The organism is Ignavibacteriota bacterium (genome assembly GCA_016713565.1).
In the GTDB taxonomy this organism is placed as follows: Bacteria; Bacteroidota; Ignavibacteria; order Ignavibacteriales; family Melioribacteraceae.
In genome coordinates, this window is record JADJOX010000004.1 from 32,422 (window position 1) to 53,502 (window position 21,081).

The following is a 21,081-nucleotide window of genomic DNA, read 5'->3' on the forward strand; positions in this document are numbered from 1 at the left end:
GTATTAAACTTTCTTAAGGTAAAATACACAAACCTTTTTTATGTGTTAAAAGTATTTTTTAATATGATTTTTTTTGGTGAAAGATAGTTTGTATAAAAAATGGATTTTTAATAATTATGTATACTAAAGATGTTTTAGCTAAAGTATTTTTAAATGTTTTAGTAATATATCTAATTTTAAGTTCTTCAAATCTTACCGCGCAGAATTCAGCTTTATCGGTTCACTTAAGCGCCAACGACGAATACCCTGGCAACACAATAATGAAAACCTTAAAAATTCCGCACAAAACTCTATACACTTATTATTGCGCTTTATCTTGGAATACAGGAATAGAAGGCGGCGGATACTGCGGAATGCAAAATCATCCTTCGGGAAATAATTTTATTTTTTCAATTTGGGATCCTATTTCTACAAACCAGGCAATTAAAGCGGCTTATACCGGAAATGGAACACAAGTCGAGAATTTTGGAGGCGAAGGCACCGGTTTAAAAAGCTGGAACTTTGAGCTTGGCTGGGCCGAAGGTCATGATTACCAATTATTGGCAAAATGCTGGGATGTTGAAACGCATACATATTTTGGATATTGGGTTCATGATATATCGAGCAAAAATTGGCTACATTTAGTTACAATGGATTTTCCGGTTAAAAGTGTCAGATTTAATTCTTCGACAAATTCTTTTTTAGAAGATTGGTCGAGTACCGGACAAAATATGAGAAAGGTTTATCAAAAGGACGGATATAAAAAAAGTATAGAAAATAATTGGTTCCCGTTTAACGCCGCAAATTTTCAAATCAACACATATGATATTGGTCCCGGAAAACGGTCATACAACTATAAAGATAATTATGACGCGGGTGTTGAAAATGGATATTACTACATGCAATCCGGAGGAAGTACAGCTCCAAGTTTTAGTGGAACATCAACAACATTATCAAGTAATTTCCCTAGCAGCCCCAATAATTTGCCGATTGAATTTTATATAACAAATTTAACTACCGAAGAAATTTCATGGACTGTTCCGCAATCCTCAACTCCTCAATTCAAGGTGACAGTCGGCATTGGAAGCAACACAATTATTGATTCCATAATAACGGATAAAAAATTTGTAAACATTAACGCACAAAACGGGGATCTTGTACGGATTACAATTGAAGATGTGATAGGAAATTTGGTTACAAAAAAAATGGTTGTCGGAAACGGCGATTTTGCCCCAACTGTTCCACAAGGATTGAAAGTTGACAATTATGAAAGTACAAGTTTTACAATAAGCTGGGATTCGGTTAAATCGTCTGAGACTTATATTGTTCAGCTTCAGAAAAATTTTATATGGGAAACTGTTGACAGTCTTGCATCAACTTCATATACATTTTCAAATTTAGAAGGTAGAACAAGATACAGAACTCGCGTATGCTCAAAAAATTCGTTTGGTTTAAGCGCGTTTTCGGATTATGTTTTTGCAATTACAACCGTGAATAATGAAAATATAATTACAAAAGAAAATTGGTCAATTATTTATTTCGATAGTGAAGAAACTTCCGGTGAAGACGGTGCCGCCGCGAACGCGATTGACGGTGATGAAAATACTTTTTGGCATACCGAATGGAGCGGTTCAACTCCGGCTCAGCCGCATGAAATTCAAATTGATTTGGGCAATAGTTATAATTTAAAAGGAATGAAGTATTTGCCGAGGCAGGATGGCGGAACAAACGGTACCATTAAAGAATATAATTTTTACGTAAGTAAAGACGCAGTGGATTGGATTCCGGTCATTTCAAATGGTTCGTTTGAACCCAACACCGAACTTAAAGAAGTAGATTTTAGTGCGGTTGAAGCAAAATATGTGAAATTAGTTTCAACTTCAGAAATAAATGATGGACCTTGGACATCGATGGCGGAATTGTTCTTGGTCGGAGATCTTATAGTTAATGTTGATGAAAGTAATAATTCTCTGCCTAACAAATTTGAACTTAAGCAAGCTTATCCTAATCCATTTAATCCTAACACTACAATAGAATATTCAATACCCGAAAAATGTTTTGTAAAATTGACTATATTTAATTCGTTAGGTGAATTAGTTAAAACAGTTATCAATAATTATAAGCAAGCCGGATATTATAAATATGAATTTGATGGTTCCTTTCTTTCAAGCGGAGTATACTATTATAAATTGGAAACGCCAAATTTTTCGCAAACACAAAAACTTGTTCTGCTCAAATAAAATATGCTATTGAAAACGCTAAAGAAAATTTTAATAATATTACTTGTTACAAATCTAACTGCAATTTACTTTGCTCAATCTGATAATGATTCGACGACGATAAAAATTCCTATAGGTGGAAATACTTGGATAGTAAATGAAAAAATTTCCTCGGAAGGAATAATTACAGATGACGGAATTACAAATTGGACAAACCCTAAAACAAAGTTTAGGATTTATTTCAAACTGCCAAATTCGGGCAAATTAAAAGTCTATTGCAATCTTAAGGTAAATGACGGCAGATCAAAAATAAAATTTTCACTGAACGGCGAAAGCAAAATAATTTCTATAAGCAATAATATTTTTAAAAATATTTTTGTATATGAATTTAGCAATGTGAATACAGGATATCAATTTTTGGAATTGGAAGGTATAAGCAAAACCGGCTCTAATTTTGCTGAATTAAAAGATTTAATAATTAGCGGCGAAGCGGCAAAAGGAAAAACATATTTTGTAAAAGATGATTTTTATTGGGGAAGAAGAGGTCCATCTGTTCATTTAAATTTTCCCATTCCCGAAAATATTAAAAATGCAGAGTGGTTTTATAGTGAAATTACGGTTCCAAAAGGTGAAGATGTACTTGGGTCATACTTTATGGCAAATGGATTCGCTCACGGTTATTTTGGTATACAGGTTAATTCGGAAACAGAAAGAAGAATATTATTTTCGGTATGGAGTCCGTATGATACTCAAGACCCGAATGATATCCCTGATGAATATAAGATCAAACTTATAAGTAAAGGCAAGGATGTTCATGCGGGAGAATTTGGAAGCGAAGGATCAGGCGGACAAAGTTATTTAAAGTATAATTGGAAAGCTGGAGTTAATTATTCTTTCTTATTGAGAGGCATTCCTGTTGGTGACAGCATCACAAATTACAGCGCTTATTTTTATTCGCCTGAAGAAAACGAATGGAAACTTATAGCGACATTTCTAAGACCTTTTACAGATTCTTATTTGACCAATCTATATTCATTTCTTGAAAATTTTTATACTGAAACCGGAAATGTTGAAAGAATGGCGTACTATAAAAATCAATGGATTTGCGATAGTGAAAATATTTGGCATGAATTGACAAAAGCAAAATTTACCGCGGACGCTACCGCGAGAAAAAACGCAAGAATGGATTTTTCCGGCGGAATTAAAGAAGGTGAATTTTACTTAAAAAATTGCGGTTTTTTTGATCACAATACTGAAATTGGAGAAATCTTTAAAAAAAATAAATTAAATAGTAAACCAAATATTAATTTTGATGATCTGCCGAAATAATATATATATCGTTAAACCTAAGGAAATATTTTTGTATGCCTAATAAGCCCGCTTTGTTAATTCTTGCTGCAGGTTTGGGTTCTCGCTACGGAAGCTTAAAACAAATTGATAGAATTGGTCCTTCCGGTGAACGTATCATAGATTATTCAGTTTATGACGCAATTAGAGCCGGATTTGGAAAAATAGTATATGTTATAAGAAAAAGTTTTGAACAAGAATTTAAAGAAGTAATAATTGATTCTTTGCCAAAGAATATTGAATCAGAATACGTATTCCAAGAATTGGATTCTGTAAATACAGCATCACGATTTAATACAGAAAGACTAAAACCATGGGGAACAGGCCACGCATTGCTTTCAGCCGCTAGTGCAATAAATAATTCATTCGCTGTAATTAATGCCGATGATTTTTATGGCGCGAATTCATTTAAATTAGCGTGTGACTTTTTAACTTCAACAAGCGAAATGAAAACAGAACATGCTTTGATTGGGTTCAAATTAGTTAATACTTTATCAGAGTACGGAACTGTATCTCGCGGAATTTGCGAAATAGATGATTATAATTATATAACGTCAATAATTGAACGTACAGAAATAAAAAAAGAAAATGATAAAATATCGTACAAAGATAATGATGGTAATTGGGTAAATTTGACGGGTGAAGAAATTATATCAATGAACATGTTTGCTTTTAAGCCATCTGTTTTTTCAAAATTTTATGAATGTTTTTCGAATTTCATCAAAATAAAGGGTAATGATCTTAAGTCTGAATTTTATTTGCCGTTCGGTGTTGATCAAGTTATTAAAAGCGAAGCCGGCAAGGTAAATTTATTAATAACTGATGAGCAATGGTTCGGTCTAACATATATAGAAGACAAGAAAATTGTGAGAGAAAAAATTAATAATTTGATAAAACAAGGATTCTATCCAACACAATTATGGTAACCGAAATGATTAATGTGGAACATATTCTGAAAAATTATAATATTGAAGGAAAATTTTATGATGCTAAATATTATGGAAGCGGACATATAAATGACACAATATTAATAACTTTTATTAACGGTGAAAATTATTATAAGTACATTTTAAGAAAAATAAATAATTATGTTTTTAAAGAACCTAAACTTATAATTGAAAATACTGTTAATGTAACAAAACACATAAGAAATAAATTAAATAACTCTAAAATATTAAATTCAAAGGAAACGGTTCTAACACTTATTGAAAATATAAACGGAGAACCATTTTATATTTTTGACAATAATTATTGGTGCTTATTTAATTTTGTCGATAACGCGTATACTGTGGATAATGTGGATACCGAACAGCAAGCGTATGCCGCCGCAAAAGCCTATGGCAAATTCCAAAAGTATCTTTCTGATTTTAATGTAGATAAATGTCACATAACAATTGAAGGATTTCACAATTTATCTAATAGAATTAAATATTTAGAAGATGTAATTCAAAAAGATCCTAATAAAAGACTGCAGTACGTACAACATGAAATTAATCAATTAGAAAATTATTATTATATAAAAACAGAATTTGAGAAACTTAAATATAAAGATCTGCCTATTCGCATAACGCATAATGATACAAAGATAAACAATATTATGCTTGACAAAGAAACCAATGAAGGTATTTGTGTCATTGATCTCGATACGGTTATGCCCGGAATAATTTTAAATGATTTCGGTGATATGGTCAGAACATTTACGTCTCCCGCATTGGAAGATGAAAAAGATTTTTCAAAAATTGAAATGAGACTTAAGATATTTAACGCGCTTGTCGAAGGATATTTGGAAGAAACTATAAATATTTTGACTAATGATGAAATAAATAATTTAGTATTGGGTTCAAAAATTATTTTGTTTGAACAAGCCATAAGATTTTTGACAGATTATTTAGCCGGCGACATGTATTATAAAATTGATTATGATGATCATAATTTAAACAGAGCAAAAAATCAATTTTCCTTACTTGCAAGCATTGAAAAACAATCAAACGCTATGGAAAAAATAATTGCCCAATACGTTTCAAATGTTAATTCAAAAAAAACAGAGCAATCTATTCATAATATTCAAAGGTGAAGATGATGAATTTATCGGTATTCGATCTAATTTTTATAATTGCTTATTTAACTTTAATATTTTTTTCCGGAACATTGGTAAAAAAATATATAAAGGGTATTGATAATTTTTTGGTCGCCGGCAGATCGATGGGTTTTCATCTTGGTCTTCTATCACTAATGTGTACTGAAATTGGAATGATAACTTATATTTATTATGCTGAACTTGGATACAAAGCCGGATTGGCGGCATTGATTGTTGCGTTCCCGCCCGTAGCGGCATATATATTTTTAGGTAAAACCGGATTTATAATTAAACCTCTTTTGGAAATGAAGATTAATACAATACCTGAATTTTTCTCAAGAAAATTTTCAAAGGGTGTACGTTTTTTAATTGGTGTAATTATGGCAATAGGTGGAATATTAAATTTTGGAGTGTTTCCGGGAGTTGAAGCAAATTTTATAAACACAGTTACGGGAATTCCTAAAGATTATCTTCTGATTACAATGGTAGCAATGTTGACATTAGTTTTAATTTATACAGCTGCGGGCGGTATGGTTTCGGTAATTGTTACAAATTATATACAATACATTTTACTAAGTTTTGGAATGATTTTCATTACTGTTTATGGCATATTTTACATCGGCTGGGAAAATATAGTTAATGCCGCTTCCGTAAATTTGGGCGAAACAGGAATCAATCCCTTTTCTCCAACAATCTTTAAAAGTAATTTTGGTTTCGGGTTTATTGTTTGGCAGACATTATTTTGGATTGCGCTTTTGGTAGGCTGGCAGGCAATTTCAATGAGATTGTTTTCTTCAAAAGATACTGCAACCGGTCAAAAAATTTATACTTGGTCGGGCTTAATGTTTTTATCGCGCGGAATAATGCCTATTCTATGGGGAGTAATGGCAATTGCAGTTGTAGGCACAGGTATTAACTCTCTAGATGCTTTACCGCAATTATTGTTAAAAATCATTCCATCCGGATTTTTGGGAATAATATTCGCGGCTTTACTTGCAGCTTCAATGTCAACTTATGCAAGTTATCTTCTTTCATGGAGTTCAGTTGTTTCTCAAGATATTATTGGGAGCGCGGTAAATTATTTTACAAAAAAAGAAATGGATTCAAAAACGCAATTGATTGTAAGCAGAATAACAATGACGGTTGTTATGATTTTTATAATTTGGTGGTCATTGTTCCATGAACTTGAAGGATACTTATATTTCTATTTGAATATGACTGGAATGCTTTTTATTCCGGGTGTTTTAATATGCGTTGGATTTGGTATTTATTGGAAAAAAGCCAGAACATTGGGCGCTTATCTTGCTATTATTTTTGGAGCAATTTTACCTATGTTGTATTTAATTTGGCCTAAAGAAGTCCAAGATTATGCTTCTGAGATAGGTTGGGGCGGATTTGTAGTTTCACTGCTTGGAATGGTGATAGGTTCAACAATTCAAAATATTATTCAACCTAAACCGATTGGAGAAAATTAAAATGAATTTATGGGAATATTTTTGGTTGATCATAATAGCATTTTCAACTGTTTCTTTCACTTATATGTCAATTAAAGTGATTATAAAAGGTTATGGAGAAATGATGGAGATGTTTAAAAATTTGTGATTAACAAGGATTTATTAATTGAAATTCAAACGCTGATTGCTAAACTTTTCGAGATGATATTATCAACTATGAATTGACCGGTTTATTCAAAGAACTATACGATTTAAAATATTCACTGGAAGATTTAAATTTGGCAATTTCAAAACTTAAAATTGTAAATGAATTAATAGCAAAAAAAAGGTAAATATAGTAAAGAAGAGAGTAATTCTATTTTAAAACACATTTTATTTAATAAAGACTAATTTTTTTTAATTGTATAAATTTTACATAATGGTTCAAAAATTATGCTTAAAACAACTTTTCATAATTATTTTACATATTTGTGAATATAAATTCTAAATATCAGAAAATAAAATCTGATAAAATTTTGTGAAAATAAAATTATTATTTATTTTTATAAATCCTTTCCAGCAGACCATTAGCTAATTAGTCCTAAATTAGCATCATTTAAGAATTACAAAATTTAACTCTAAGCTAATTTTATAGCTAATTCATATTTTCTTCACAACTAAATATTTTTGGAAAAATGGAAACCATTATAAAAAACCTTGTTGAACAAATCGATCAACTAAAAATTGAAAATTTAATTTATAAGGATTTATTTTCCAATTCTCCAATTGCAATTTGGGAAGAAGATATTACGAAATTGATAGAATATTTTAACAAACTTAAAAACGACAAAATTGATGAATTAGAAAATTTTTGTTTCTCGAATTCAGAAGATTTAATTAAATGTTTTAGTATGATTAAAATAATTAATGCAAATAATGCTTTAGTAAAAATATTGAGAGCAAAATCAAAAGAGTATTTGATTGAAAACAGGCATAAAGTTTATACTAACAATACAATACAAGATTTTGTTAAAATATTAAATTTTATCTTAAAAGGTGGAACTAGTTTTAAAGGCGAAACAGAAGCAAAAGCGTTTGATGGAAAAATTATAAAATTTGAAGTTGCATTTGAAATATATAAAAGAACCGACAATGGCGAACTAAAATATTTTAGAATAATGTCTTTAACTGATATTACAAAAAGATTAAAAATCCAAAAGACATTAATTGAAGCGGAAAATAATCTCAGACATATTTTAGATAATTCGATAGACATTATTTTTCTGTTAGATTCTGACGCTAAAATATTGGATGTAAATGAACGAAAATTAAAAATACTTAAGTCAAAACGAGATGAGGTTATTGGGAATTCACTTTTTGATTATATGGATAGTCATTTAATGGCAGAAAATTTAAAAAGGCTTGAACAAGTTGTAAAAGAAAGAACTGAGTTAAATGTAATTGATGAAATAAATGATACATTTTGGAATTCAAGACTTTGTCCAATAATAGAAAATGATAAAATCACAAAATTTGTACTATTTAACAGAGAAATAACTGAATATGTAAAAATTACAAATGAGAATATTAAGTTAAAAAATGAACAAAAAAAATTATTGGAGGAAATGACTCACAAACAGAAGTTGAAAAATGAAAACATTTCAAATTTTCTTGTAAATACAATTGCACAAGAGCTTGTAGCTATAAAATTAAACTTATATAATATTAAGCAGCAAAATCAAATAGAATTAACGCAATTAAAAGATGAAATAAACATCCAAATAATTGAATTGGAAAAAACTATTGTTAAGTTAAAAAATATTTCTTTTGAATTGGATGAGGTAACTAACTAACTATAAAATATTAATTCAATAAAAAAGAATAGAACCAAGATGATTTTTATCCTTTTAGTATTGTTAGAATTATAAATATTATGATTAAAGAAAATAGTAAGTCAATAATACCAAAAGAAATAATTGAAAATTTTAATAAGTGTGATATGAATTTTGCTTGTTTAGAGAATGATTTTAAACATTGCTGCAAAATTAATGACTGTGTAAATAACAAGATTCATTTTGTTGATAAATTGGAAAGAATTTGTCCAAATTATTTAATATTTGGGAATTCCCATATATGTATGTGTCCTGCTAGAATTGAATATTATCGGCAATCTAAAAAATAATATCAAGTGAAATTATCTTAGTAGCGAATTCCCCCAATTTGCTACTATTTTGTCGGAGCATTGATTCTTAATGTTCCGACATTACTGTACATTAAAATATGTTGTTTTTCATAAATCATTATAGCGGTCTTTATTCTAAAGATGAATTTTTAGTTAAGATTTTTACGCTTTAATCTCTTTCACTACTTGACCCGCTAATCGTATTGTCAATATTTATTTTAACAATATAATCTCGACAACTTGTAACTTTAAAATCATAAACAATAGGTTCACTAACACCTTGGATATTTATTGTGAACTGTATATCACCTTCATCAAAAGTTCTTTTTTCCGATGCTTTCCCAACTAAAATATTATTAATATTTTCAGTATTTCCACCAGATGTTTTTATTTGAATATCCGCTTTACCAGTTCCATTATTTATCAATTTTACTGTTGGATTTTCACCATCGCAATTTGAACAATATTGTAATGTTACAACGAATACTATTAAAACTAATTTTAAGATTATTTTCATTTTTCCCACCTCTTTTATCTATACTTGCAAAGTAACAAGCAGATTGTAATTTATCTCGGATAAAATAATTTATTCTAATTCAATTAACTTTTAAAAATGGCTTTTTATTCGGTATTCTTTTTTTATTACAGTTTAATTCCAAAATACGAAAGAACATAAAGCATTATAATATAAAATATTAACATAATTGTTATTGAAAAAAGTAAAGAAATATAAAAAGTGAACGTCTTTAAAAATAGCGGTAAAGTTAAAAACAAAGATAAAGACGGAATTACTAACCAAAAAATTCCGTATGATAATTCTGAAATTTTATTTTTATCACCAGTTTCATAAAACAACCAAATTAACGCTAGAATTGACACAAGTGGTAATGAAGCAACAAGACTACCTATGAATGTACTTTTTTTTGCAACCTCTGAAATAATTACAATGATAACTGCAGAAAGTAATATTTTAATTAAATAATACATAATCAATACCTTTCTTTATATTATGAATCTTATACAACTTAACTATTGAGTTATGGTTCTCAATAGAAATAAATGATTACTAACTCATATTCAATAAGTTTTCAATTTTAATATCTCGTTGATTTCAACTTAATAAAAAATTATGCATATGTAAATAGAATTAAATACGCACAATATTTAAATCCTTAAACTATCCATCCTCAAATAAATAGGATGACAGTACATATATCACTTCTTATAATTCCTACAAAAATTATAGGTTGTGATGCTTTCCAAAATAATTCCGGTTACTTGCACTTCTTCTCATTTGGTTGAAATTGAGAAATTACAACCGATTCAAGGTGAATTAAAGAAAAGATCCCGGAACAGCTTTATTCTTTGCGTTCTTTAATAATAAAACACGGTTTCTCTTTCCCGATTTATATTTGGGAAAATGAAGGAGTGTTTTACACACTTGATGGGCATGGCCGGGATTTTATTACTAAGGAATTAGTAAGAGAAGGATTTTTATTTCAGCAAAAAAACGGCGAAGTAAATTCAAAGCTCCTGGCAAATTATAATTGTTAAAAGATTGATCTCACATAAAAGGGAAATTATTTCTTCGTTTTGCGGAACCTTTTCCCGAAAGTTATATCTTTATAAATAATGAAGTAATTGTATAATTAAAAATTGAAAAAAAATAGCTTTCAAAAGAAAATAAATAAATAATGATCAATCCATTATCACAGTTGATATAAAATTTGCAGTATTGAAATTGTATTTTATCATCCGAATTGAAGCATTTCTTTTTAACTTAACATCCCAACTTATTTCTAGATCTAAATGAAAATACGAAATAATTATTAAAAAATTGTTACATGAAAGTCCCAGCTAAATTCTAAATCTAAATTCTTTAAAAACAAAAAAGTCTAAGTTGTTAAATTAACTTAGACTTACTTTATGTGGGCCCGGAGGGACTTGAACCCCCGACCCTCTGATTATGAGTCAGATGCTCTAACCAACTGAGCTACAGGCCCTAAAAATCTAGATTCAAAAAATAATATATTCATTTTTGTTAAGCAATAGATTTTTACAATTATCAAAAATTCCATTTCAAGTTTTTTTTAATCAGTTAATATTTTTATTTTAGTAAATCGTATCTATTCAAAAGGATGAATTATGGAAACAAATCAAACATCTTTCAAACCTTATATTTCTGCTAAAGATTTTATTCCCGAATTTACACCTAAAGCGGTTATTCTTGGTGCAATTTTTGGAATTATTTTTGGAGCCGCAACAGTTTACCTTGGATTAAAAGTTGGACTTACTGTAAGCGCTTCAATACCTATAGCAGTTCTTTCAATTTCGGTTTTTAAGTATATTGGGAAATCAACAATCTTAGAAAATAATATTGTTCAAACAATTGGCTCGGCAGGCGAATCTGTAGCGGCTTGTGTTGTATTTACTTTACCTGCACTTTTATTTTTACCCGGAGGACAGGAATATTTCAAATATTTTCAGATATTTGTTCTTGCATTGGCTGGGGGAATTCTAGGTGTTCTTTTTATGATTCCTTTGAGAAGATCGTTAATTGTTAAAGAACATGGGAATTTACCTTTTCCCGAAGGTACCGCGTGCGCAGATGTTCTTGTAGCAGGCGAAAAAGGAGGATCACTGGCGCAAAAAGTATTTTATGGGCTAGGTATCGCTTTTGCTTATAAATTTTTAATGTCGATTTTAGGTTTATGGAAAGATGTTCCAACGTATATATTTGATAGAAAATCTTCACTTCCTAACGGAACCGTGACTGCCGAAATTACTCCTGAATTATTAGGTGTAGGTTATATAATTGGACCAAAGATTGCCGGAATAATGGTAGCCGGCGGTGTTTTATCTTGGTTGGTTTTAATTCCGCTCATTACTTTGTTAGGCGATAATTTAACTCAAGTTTTCCCTCCTGCTCAAAAACTAATATCAGAAATGAGTGCCAGAGAAATTTGGAATAGTTATATCAGATATATTGGCGCCGGTGCGGTAACTTTCGGGGGAATAATTACGTTAATCAGATCTTTCCCAACTATAATAAGTGCGTTTAGCGATTCATTCAAAGATTTAAAAGAATCCAAAGAGAATAAAGCAAAGGAAGTATTAAGAACAGAAAAAGATATTCCTTTAGTTTTTGTCTTAATTGGCAGCGTAGTTTTAATAATTTTCATGGCTGTAATTCCAAATATTCCCACTAATCTTTTATCCGCAGTTATGATAGTAGTATTTGGTTTTTTCTTTGTAACTGTATCATCAAGGATTGTAGGTTTAATTGGTTCATCTTCAAACCCAATTTCGGGTATGACAATTGCAACACTAATGGCAACCGCTTTAATTTTTGTTGGAGTAGGCTGGACTGGAGATATTTATCAACCTATAGTTTTAATTGTCGGTTCTATTGTCTGTATTGCGTCAGCAAATGCAGGCGCAACTTCACAAGATTTAAAGACCGGATATTTAGTAGGAGCAACTCCGATAAATCAGCAATTGGGTTTAATAATTGGAGTAACTGCTTCCTCATTTGCAATTGGCGGAACGGTTTTACTTTTAAATAATGCTTTAGGAATTGGAGCTATAACACCCGAACACCCAACTCCTTTGCCAGCGCCTCAAGCGACTTTAATGGCTACAGTTATTAAAGGTTTGTTAAGTCAAAATTTACCTTGGGGTTTAGTAATTGTTGGAATGGGAATTTCTGCGGTAATGGAATTGAGCGGAGTAAGATCTCTACCTTTTGCTGTCGGCGCTTATTTACCGCTTTCAACTACATCACCTATTTTCATTGGAGGATTGGTTAAATTAATCTCAGATAAAATGAAAAAAAGCAACAAAGAAGAATCTGAAATTGGTCCGGGAGCATTATTTAGTTCAGGATTGATTGCCGGAGGAGCGTTAACCGGAATTTTAATCGCAATTTTAATTGGCTCAAATTACAATGGCAAACCGTTGATAGAATATCTTAATACAGGTGTGGCGGAAGGAATTGGCGCTACTGGCGATTTAATATCAATTATTATTTTTGCTGCTTTAGCATTCGTTTTATTTAAATTTGCGTCAGAAAAAAACAACAATTAACTTTTGGATAATATATGAATGCGATTTCTGAACAAATAAATTTGGGAAAACCAGAGCCGTCTCCGCTTTTCAGATGGATTGTTTTAGTATTGATCAGTTTAGCAATGTTTGGTAACTATTATGTTTACGATAGTATTGCGCCGATTGCAGATCTATTGAAAAAGACTTAGGGTTCAGCGATGAAAATATTGGGCAGATGTATTCCATTTACAGTATTGCAGCTATTTTTATTCTAATTCTCGGTGGAATCTTTATTGATAAATACGGTACAAAAATTTCCGTTTTATTATTTGGTATTATATGCACTGTTGCTGCCGTTGTTCCAACATTGACATCGGATCTCTCGGTAATGCTGTTTGGAAGACTTCTTCTTGGAGTTGGAGCAGAGCCATTAATTGTAGCAATTACAACGGCATTAGCAAAATGGTTTAAGGGAAAAGAATTGAGTTTTGCCTTTGGCATAAACTTAACAATTGCGAGATTAGGCTCTGTTGCTGCGGATAATTCTCCGACTTGGGCTAGCGGTTTCTATATAAATTGGCACGACCCGCTTGTGCTTTCCGCAATAATTTCATTGTCATGTGCTATTGGCGGTATCGCATATTGGCTTTTGGAAACATGGGCAGAAAAAAATTACTCAATGGGTCAAGCCGGCGCAACTGATAAATTTGTGCTTTCCGACCTTTTCAAATTCAGTAAATCTTTTTGGTATATTGTCGCGCTTTGTATTACTTTTTACTCGGCTATATTTCCCTTCAGAAGTTTTGCCATTAAATTTTTTATGGAATTCCATGGAGCAAGTAGGGAATTTGCCGGTTTCTTAAACAGCTTGCTCCCAATTTCCGCAATGATCGCGACACCACTTTTCGGTTTATTTGTTGATAAAGTTGGCAAACGTGCGTTTTTTATGATGGTTGGGTCAATTCTTCTGCTTCCGGTTTATTTAATGTTTATTTATTCCGGAATTTCTCTTTACGTACCAATAACGATGATGGGAATAGCATTTTCATTAATCCCCGCAATTATGTGGCCATCGGTTGCTTACATTGTTGATCAAAAAAGATTAGGAACCGCATATTCAGTAATGACATTAATTCAGCAAATAGGATTAGCCGGATTTAATTGGTTAATTGGAGCAGCTAATGATTACGGCGGCGCGAGCGTTCAAAATCCGGTTGGATATAAATACGGAATGTGGATATTTTCAATCTTAGGATTTTTCGGATTACTTTTTTCGTATCTATTAAGAAAATCAGAAACAGGTCCAAATGGTCATGGTTTGGAAAATCCGACAGTTCATTGATTTATGATTGAATTAAATTCATTATACCCAATTCGCGATTGTGATTTCGAAGAAATTGATAGTTTGGTGGTCGTATTCTATCTGAATAAAAAGCCAAGTTTCATTGAAAAAATATTCTTTAAAAAGCAGTTGAATAAACCTTATAAAATTGATCTTGATGAAATTGGAAGTTTTATTTGGCATTTGTGTGACGGTAAAATAAATGTTGAGGAAATAATTAAGACTGCTCAATCACATTTTAACGAAAAAATTGAACCGGCAGAACAAAGAGTTCATCTTTTTGTTAACCAAATGAATAAAAATCATTTAATAAGACTTTACGAAAAGAAATAAAATAGAGTAACAATGAAATTAACAAATCTTGATAGAGCATCTGTAATTGCAATTAAAGATTGTATGGGAACTAAAAAAAATGAGAAAGTTCTGATAATTTCAGATGAAAATAAAAGAGAGATTGGAATATCATTATTTGAGAATTCTAAAAGATTGGGCTACAAATCTTTCTATTTGGAAATGCAACCGCTCGAGTATAACGGACAAGAACCGCCTAAGTTCATTGCCGAAGCGATGAAGTTGGTGGATGTAATTTTATGCCCGACTACAAAATCATTGACTCATACAAACGCAAGAAGGGAAGCTTCCGCATTAGGAAAAAGAATTGCTACTTTTCCTGGAATTACTAAGGAAGTAATGATCAGAGGGCTTAGCGCAGATTATAAAGAAATTGCAAACCTTTCAATAAAACTCGCAAAAATGATGGATAAAACCAATAATGTCAAAATTACAACCTCATTGGGAACAGATATTACAATGAACATTGAAGGGCGAAAAGCAATTGCAAGCAAAGGTTTATTTCATAAAAAAGGTGAAAGCGGAAATTTACCTACGGGCGAGGCATTCGCTGCTCCCGTTGAAGGTACGACAAATGGAGTATTTGTTTCTGACGGATCATTTGCAGGTGTGGGCAAACTAAAAACTCCAATAAAAATTGTTGTAGAAAATGGTTATGCGTCAGAAATTTCCGGCGGCGAGGAAGCTCAGCAACTGATTAATATGTTATCGAAATTTGGTAAAAATGGAAGGAACATAGCCGAAATCGGAATCGGAACCAATGACAAAGCTAAGATTAGCGGAATATTATTGGAAGATGAAAAAGTTCTCGGAACGGTCCATATAGCCTTAGGAAATAATTTAAGTATGGGTGGAAAAATTGACGTTCCTATACATGTTGACGGAGTAATTTTAAACCTACCGTTTACTTTGATAATAAAATAATTATGAAAAACGGTAAATTATTAATTAGTTGGTAACTTTAATTAAAGTATCTAAATTATTATAGTATAATATGTTATACAATCGATCTAAATTCGAATATCTTGCAAACCAATGGATTTCTTTGTGGAATTCACCCTTGACTTAAACTTATTTGATGAATTGCATTCAGATGATTTTATAGATCTTTCATCTTCCGGAAGACCCAGCGATAAAAACGGTTTTAAAGAAGGCATTCTAAAACTATTAAACGCATTCCCCGATTTACAAACCAATGTTGACGATATTTTAATTGATTTTGAAAAATCTCAAATTGCCGTTCGATGGCATTCAATTGGAATAAATAAACAGAAATATTTGGGTATTGGTCCAACTGAAAAGCTTACTAAAATAACCGGTATCGAGATTATTGAAATAAAAGAAGTTAAAATTATTAAACGGTGGGGCGAATGGGATATTTCAGACCACTTAAATAAATGATTTTATCCATAAAATTAACGCAAATCTCATCTCATATCTTATAATTATTATCAAAACAATTCTAATTTTTGAAATTGGCATTTTAAAATTAGTAAATTTGCCATCTTGAAAAATCGAGGTAAAAGTGAAAATACTTAATGAATTGAACGAAAAACAAAGAGAAGCAGTCGAATTCAATAGTGCTCCCAACATGATTGTGGCAGGCGCCGGTTCGGGAAAAACAAGAGTATTGACGTATAAAATTGCATATCTATTAGAAAACGGTTATGAAGCATCTTCAATTCTTGCGTTAACATTTACCAATAAAGCTGCAAAGGAAATGAAAGAAAGAATTGCAAAACTTATTGGTCCAAAAGCTAATGAATTATGGATGGGAACTTTCCATTCAATTTTTGCAAGAGTATTAAGAGTTGAAGCAAATAAAATAGGTTATGAACCTAACTTTTCAATTTATGATAAAGAAGACTCAACATCTTTAGTAAGTAACTGTCTTCAAGCTTTAAAATATTAATCTGGATAATTTAACGGCAAATTCAGTCCAGCATAAAATAAGTTTTTTAAAAAATCAAATGCGCTAAGCAGATGAATATTTAAAACATATTGCTAATAATTTGATTGAAAAAAAGGTTGCTGAAGTTTACGTTGAATACAATAAAAGACTAAAACTAAATAATTCAATGGATTTTGATGATTTACTTCTTAAACCAATTGACTTGTTCAATGAAAACCAAAGAATATTAACAAAATATAAAAGTCAATTCAAGTATGTTCTTGTTGATGAATATCAAGATACCAATAAAGCCCAATACGAATTGCTGAAACTTATTACTTCACCCAAAATTAAGATTTGTGTGGTTGGAGATGATGCCCAAAGCATATATGGTTGGCGAGGCGCCGATATCAATAACATGCTGAATTTTGAAAAGGATTTTGCAAAAGCAAAAACTTTTAGATTAGAGCAAAATTACAGATCGACTGGAAAAATCTTAAAAGCAGCCGATTCAATTATCAAAAATAATCAGAATCAAATTAAAAAACTCTTTGGACAGAAAACAAAGAAGGCGAAGATATTTCTATAATTAGAAGTACAGATGAAAAAGACGAAGCATATTTAATCGCAAAACAAATTAAAAAGGAAGTTACGAGTCGGAAAATTCCATTAAATGATATCGCGATTCTTTATAGAATTAATTCTCAATCAAGAGCTTTGGAAGAAGCTTTAAAAAGAGAAAAAGTTCCATATAAAATAATTGGCGGCGTAGAATTTTATAGAAGGAAAGAAGTAAAGGACGTTATTGGATATTTAAGAATTTTGGCAAACCAGGAAGATGAAGAAAGTTTGCTTAGAATTATGAATTTCCCCCAAAGAGGAATAGGAAATACATCAATAAGCAAAATGATCGATTTTGCCAGAAAATTGAATATTTCACTTTTTACTACAATGTCCAGAGTATTTGAAGTTATTGAAGTAAAAGAGAGAATTCAGAAAAATGTTAAACAGTTCAAATTGCTTTTAGATAAATACATCAAACTCAAAAACGAACTTTCACTTTTGGAGTTAACATCCGCGTTGATTGATGATCTTGGAATTCTGAAAGTTTATAAGGAAGAAAATACTCAAGAATCGATGCAGAGATATGAAAATATTCAGGAGTTATTGAGCGGAATTGCCGAGTTTGTTAAGGGAAAACCAGATGCAACTATTGACGACTTTTTAGCTGAAGTTTCACTAATTGCCGGAATTGATCAGTATTCTGAAGAAAACAATTCAGTTACATTAATGACGATTCATAGTGCAAAAGGTTTGGAATTTCCGGTTGTTTTCATAACCGGATGCGAAGAAGATATTTTCCCGTTAAATCCAAAATTCGACAACGATTCTAAAATTGAAGAAGAAAGAAGACTTTTTATGTTGCATTGACAAGAGCACAATTAAAAGTATTCATTTCGTACGCAAGATCAAGATATAGATTTGGCGAAGTTGCATATCAAAGTAAGTCGCGGTTTTTGGATGAGCTTGATCCCGATACTGTTGATGACGATAATAAAGGTAGTTTAAGAAAAGGCGGAAGAAGAAGAAAGGCGTTTTATGATGAAATGTATCAGGAAGATTATGACGATTTTAACCAGGAAAGAAGGGCATTTAGAGTTGGCAGCAGAATATCCCATGAATTATTCGGAAATGGAAAAGTATTGAAAATTACCGGTGCTGGAGATATGACTAAAGTAACTATCGCTTTTGAAGAAAAAGGAACCAAAACTCTTTTATTAAAATTTGCGAATATACATTTGGCTTCCTAAACTTATTATAAAAATAAAAAGCCCAATTTCTAAATGAGATTGGGCTTTTTTGTTTTAAACATAAAGCTAAAATCCTAATCACTAGCCATAATAAATAATGGTTTTGATTCAAAGCTCTTATAATGAGGTCTTAATCGTTCAACATTATAATATTTATCAACGTCAACTACCTTTTGAAACTCGTTACAATTTCAATCGGAGCATTGTCGTATCTTCCGTTTTTAAGAGTTACCAATCTTCCTGATGTTCCTTCGAGCACTAAATCCAAAGCTAAGTTTCCGTATGCCATAGGTACATTGAATCAATCGCGTCAGGTCGCCGCTTCTAACCATATAACCTAAACGTTGATTGATTACATTCACTCTATGTCCTTTATTGTATTTAACAGAAAGGTCTTTCATCTTTTAGAAACCATGTCACCAATTCCGCCCAATTTCTTATGTCCGAACATATCTGTTTCCCTGATCTTCAAATGTCATATCAGCACTTTCTTGCATCATTGCACCTTCAGAAACCAAACATACTGAATATTTGCTCGGATTATTCATGCGGTCGTACACCATTAATTCTGTTAATCTTTCTACATCGAACTTGTGTTCAGGAATAACGCAGCGGTCTGCTGCTCCGGCCATAGTTGGCAGCAATGCTGAGAATCCAGCGTATCTTCCAAAAACTTCGATTATTAAAAATCTTTCGTGAGAACCGGCACTTGTTCTGAGCGCGTGCGTCAATTCAATTGTTCTTGTTACGCATGTGCTGAATCCAATGCAATAATCTGTTCCCGGAACATCATTATCCATTGTTTTTGAATTGCAATAACTTTCATGCCTTGGTCATGAAGATGTTTCCCATAACTTAATGTATCATCACCGCCAATCGGAATTAAATAATCTAATCCCATAAAGTCGATATTTTGCATTACTTCAGGAGTCAAATCATTAATTTCATTGGTGTAGCTGTCTTTTAAGTGTTCGGGAACATTCGGTTTTGGAACGTGACTAGCTCGTGTTCTGGACGAATGCAAGAATGTACCGCCGGTTCTTCCAGCTTTATTTACTATCTTTTCTGAAAGTTCAATGAAATTTTCACTATTGTCATATTGCTTATCTCTAACAATATCAATCCATTCCACCCCAACCACGGCGAATTCCAACAACACGGTATCCTTCACGTATTGCGCGAATTGTTACTGCACGGATTGCCGGATTTAATCCCGGAACATCTCCGCCTCCAGTAAGAATTCCAATTGTTCTGGATTTTGTTAATATTACTCATTCTTTCTCCATTTGGAATTTAATTGGTTTGTTTGCAACGTTAAATCTTAATTTTTCCGACCGTAAATATAACTTATAATTATTTTTTGCGAAATATAAAATAACCCAATATTCTCTTTTTAGTTATTGTGTATAATTATTCATATATAAATCAAAATTCTTATATATAGTTTGCATTTAAAAGGGTATTTGTATCTAAATTAAATTAAATTTAAATATAAAAAAATAAAAATTACACTCCCAAGAGCTGAACTATGTCGAATATGTCGTGGAAATCATTTTTTCTACCTATACAAAAATTATCATCAAAACAGTTATTATCCGAACTTACTTCAGGAGTAATAGTTGGGATTGTGGCATTGCCTCTTGCAATTGCTTTTGGTATTGCTTCTGGTGTAACTCCTGAAAAGGCTTGATTACCGCCATAATTGGAGGATTTATTGTTTCCTATTTTGGCGGAAGCAAAGTTCAAATTGGAGGTCCGACCGGAGCATTTGTTATAATTGTTTATGGTATTGTTCAGCAATTTGGCGTTAATGGATTGATTATCGCGACTTTAATGGCGGGCATTATTTTAATTGTTATGGGTGTCGCAAGATTTGGGGCTATGATCAAATTTATTCCTTATCCAGTTGCGGTAGGATTTACAACCGGAATTTGCTGTTGTAATATTTTCAAGCCAAATTAAAGATTTTTTTTGGTCTGAAAATTGAAAATGTACCCGCTTGATTTTTTGGAAAATGGACAGTTTTTGTACATAATTTTTTCTACTTTAAATCTTCAAACCCCCATACATTTCTGTTTTGTCTTTAATAATTATAATTTTTTGGCCGAAAGTTTTCAGAAAATCCCATTTCTTTACTTGCAATATTTGTAAGTGTTCTATTGGTCAAGTTTTCAATCTTAATGTTGAAACTATTGAATCAAAATTCAGAGAAATCCTTCGATAATTCACAGTCAATTTTTCCAGAATTCAGTTTTTAAAGATTAGGAAATGATAATGCCAGCCACAACAATTGCAATTTTAGCCGCAATTGAGCACTTCTCCGCTGTGGTTGCCGATGGTATGATCGGATCAAGACATAATTCAAATAAAGAACTTATTGCACAAGAATAGCAAATGTTTTT

General features: G+C 31.4%; 12 protein-coding genes, 1 tRNA gene and 5 pseudogenes. 14 read left to right on the forward strand and 4 right to left on the reverse strand.

Translation table 11 applies throughout. The features are described 5' to 3' along the window. The first annotated feature begins 116 nt into the window (after window positions 1-116). The 6 genes from IPK06_04660 to IPK06_04685 all read left to right on the forward strand — a co-directional run bounded on the left by IPK06_04660 (window position 117) and on the right by IPK06_04685 (window position 8,908). Window positions 117-2,219: a discoidin domain-containing protein gene (locus IPK06_04660; GenBank protein MBK7979296.1), complete on the forward strand. Its 2,103-nt coding sequence runs from the start codon at window positions 117-119 to the stop codon at window positions 2,217-2,219. A gap of 3 nt (window positions 2,220-2,222) precedes the next feature. After that, entirely contained in the window at window positions 2,223-3,527 is a 1,305-nt protein-coding gene (locus IPK06_04665; GenBank protein ID MBK7979297.1) for a DUF3472 domain-containing protein, read from the forward strand. 35 nt (window positions 3,528-3,562) lie between these two features. Continuing rightward, a complete protein-coding gene (locus tag IPK06_04670) occupies window positions 3,563-4,471 on the forward strand; it encodes a nucleotidyltransferase (GenBank protein MBK7979298.1) in 909 nt (302 codons plus the stop codon). A 5-nt stretch (window positions 4,472-4,476) separates the two neighbouring features. After that, window positions 4,477-5,619, forward strand: coding sequence for an aminoglycoside phosphotransferase family protein (locus IPK06_04675; protein ID MBK7979299.1), 1,143 nt, complete (start codon window positions 4,477-4,479; stop codon window positions 5,617-5,619). 5 nt (window positions 5,620-5,624) lie between these two features. Then, window positions 5,625-7,097 (forward strand): sodium:solute symporter family protein, encoded by a 1,473-nt coding sequence (locus IPK06_04680; GenBank protein ID MBK7979300.1) that lies wholly within the window; start codon window positions 5,625-5,627, stop codon window positions 7,095-7,097. A 653-nt stretch (window positions 7,098-7,750) separates the two neighbouring features. Beyond that, window positions 7,751-8,908: a PAS domain-containing protein gene (locus IPK06_04685; protein ID MBK7979301.1), complete on the forward strand. Its 1,158-nt coding sequence runs from the start codon at window positions 7,751-7,753 to the stop codon at window positions 8,906-8,908. Between the two features lie 498 nt (window positions 8,909-9,406). Here the strand turns inward: IPK06_04685 and IPK06_04690 are convergent, their stop codons facing one another. Both IPK06_04690 and IPK06_04695 read right to left on the reverse strand, forming a co-directional pair. Next, complete coding sequence (locus IPK06_04690; protein ID MBK7979302.1) at window positions 9,407-9,754, reverse strand: hypothetical protein; 348 nt, start codon at window positions 9,752-9,754, stop codon at window positions 9,407-9,409. A gap of 125 nt (window positions 9,755-9,879) precedes the next feature. Beyond that, a complete protein-coding gene (locus IPK06_04695) occupies window positions 9,880-10,227 on the reverse strand; it encodes a DUF3147 family protein (protein MBK7979303.1) in 348 nt (115 codons plus the stop codon). A gap of 375 nt (window positions 10,228-10,602) precedes the next feature. Here IPK06_04695 and IPK06_04700 point away from each other — a divergent pair, with 375 nt between their 5' ends. Beyond that, a complete protein-coding gene (locus tag IPK06_04700) occupies window positions 10,603-10,791 on the forward strand; it encodes a hypothetical protein (protein ID MBK7979304.1) in 189 nt (62 codons plus the stop codon). A 375-nt stretch (window positions 10,792-11,166) separates the two neighbouring features. Here the strand turns inward: IPK06_04700 and IPK06_04705 are convergent. Continuing rightward, window positions 11,167-11,240 (reverse strand) — tRNA-Ile (locus IPK06_04705). A gap of 142 nt (window positions 11,241-11,382) precedes the next feature. On the opposite strand from IPK06_04705, the gene IPK06_04710 reads away from it, so the two are divergent. The 6 genes and pseudogenes from IPK06_04710 to IPK06_04735 all read left to right on the forward strand — a co-directional run bounded on the left by IPK06_04710 (window position 11,383) and on the right by IPK06_04735 (window position 18,679). Continuing rightward, window positions 11,383-13,323 (forward strand): oligopeptide transporter, OPT family, encoded by a 1,941-nt coding sequence (locus IPK06_04710; GenBank protein MBK7979305.1) that lies wholly within the window; start codon window positions 11,383-11,385, stop codon window positions 13,321-13,323. Window positions 13,324-13,337: 14 nt separating this feature from the next. After that, window positions 13,338-14,626, forward strand: a pseudogene (locus IPK06_04715) (MFS transporter). A 3-nt stretch (window positions 14,627-14,629) separates the two neighbouring features. Beyond that, on the forward strand, window positions 14,630-14,959 hold the full coding sequence (locus tag IPK06_04720; GenBank protein ID MBK7979306.1) for a PqqD family protein: 330 nt from the start codon (window positions 14,630-14,632) through the stop codon (window positions 14,957-14,959). 12 nt (window positions 14,960-14,971) lie between these two features. After that, window positions 14,972-15,936: pseudogene (locus IPK06_04725) on the forward strand (aminopeptidase). 88 nt (window positions 15,937-16,024) lie between these two features. Then, window positions 16,025-16,378, forward strand: coding sequence for an ester cyclase (locus IPK06_04730; protein ID MBK7979307.1), 354 nt, complete (start codon window positions 16,025-16,027; stop codon window positions 16,376-16,378). A gap of 190 nt (window positions 16,379-16,568) precedes the next feature. After that, a pseudogene (locus IPK06_04735) lies at window positions 16,569-18,679 on the forward strand (UvrD-helicase domain-containing protein). A gap of 74 nt (window positions 18,680-18,753) precedes the next feature. Here the strand turns inward: IPK06_04735 and IPK06_04740 are convergent. Further along, window positions 18,754-19,947 (reverse strand): annotated as a pseudogene (locus IPK06_04740) (6-phosphofructokinase). Window positions 19,948-20,207: 260 nt separating this feature from the next. On the opposite strand from IPK06_04740, the pseudogene IPK06_04745 reads away from it, so the two are divergent. Then, window positions 20,208-20,682: pseudogene (locus tag IPK06_04745) on the forward strand (hypothetical protein). Window positions 20,683-21,081 lie beyond the last annotated feature (399 nt).